The sequence below is a fragment of the Hydrogenophilus thiooxidans genome, from assembly GCF_019049855.1.
GTDB classification, from domain to species: domain Bacteria; phylum Pseudomonadota; class Gammaproteobacteria; order Burkholderiales; family Rhodocyclaceae; genus Hydrogenophilus; species Hydrogenophilus thiooxidans.
The window spans coordinates 1-997 of sequence record NZ_JAHLSY010000061.1; the positions used below are offsets into that span (position 1 = coordinate 1).

Consider the following 997-nt stretch of genomic DNA (forward strand, 5'->3'; position numbering starts at 1 on the left):
ACACAACTCGCCTCCTGATGAACATCATCAGAGGCAGGGTAACGAAGGTGGGTCAATTTCGATGGCCAAGGTGGGTCATTTTTACATGGCCATCGACAGGGCGGAAAAGGCGAAGATGTCCTCACCCCGGAGCGCTTGGAGGAAGGCGGCGATCAGTTCGGTCATCTCCCGACTGTCGTCCACATACTGGATCGCCTGAAAGCGACCTTCGATTTTCCGCCATTCGCTGCGGGCACTGTGGTTGAGGCTGCCGGCATACTGAAAGAAATGCTGGTGCAGCAGCAGCGTCAGGGTGGCCGGGATCTCCAGGCGGGTGATGGTTTCCGCCAGCTGCTGCAATCTTGCCAGTTCTCCGGCTTGCCCGCTGCTGATCAGTCCTTCCAAGTGGCGGCCGAATTCATCCCAGACCAGGGCAATGCGGTCGAGATTCTGCGCCTGACATTCGGCGGCGGCAAAACGGAGGATACTGTCGAGGCTGCGCAGGTTGCCCAAACGGCGGCTGGAGACGGATTTGCCCAGGCGGGCGAAACCCTCATGGATGGCCTGACGCAGGTCGCCTAGCAGGTCCTGGCTGAAACCCTCGAAGGCCAGAACCAACCCCTGCTGCCGGGACTGGATGCGCCGGGCGACAAAATCGCCGGCCTCGGCATCGACTTGGGTCAGCCTATGGCCAATTTGGCCCAAAATGGCTTGGGTTTCCGGGCGGTTCTCTAGGCACAGGGCGGAGAACAGACTGGCAAGAGACTTGCCGGAACCATAGGCAGCGGTGCTGATAAAGGCGCGGTCGGCTTCCAGCCCCAGGATGGCACGGATGATCTGGACGCTTTTGCCGGTAGGATGGAAATGCTCGATCCGGCTGGGATCCTCAAGATCCAGCTTGAGGTTGACCGATCTTAAACCCAAATTGTCCATTAGGGACACGCTGAACAAATCAGCATTTGACTGGAAATGAGCGAGACTGACCGTATCCCTTCGACATTCACACCTCGGTGGGCAA

The 997-nt window shown here is 58.7% G+C and carries 1 pseudogene; it reads right to left on the reverse strand.

The annotated features are described in order from the left end of the window. Nucleotides 1-81: 81 nt before the first annotated feature. Nucleotides 82-997: pseudogene (locus KUL93_RS11255) on the reverse strand (hypothetical protein); the annotation flags it as partial.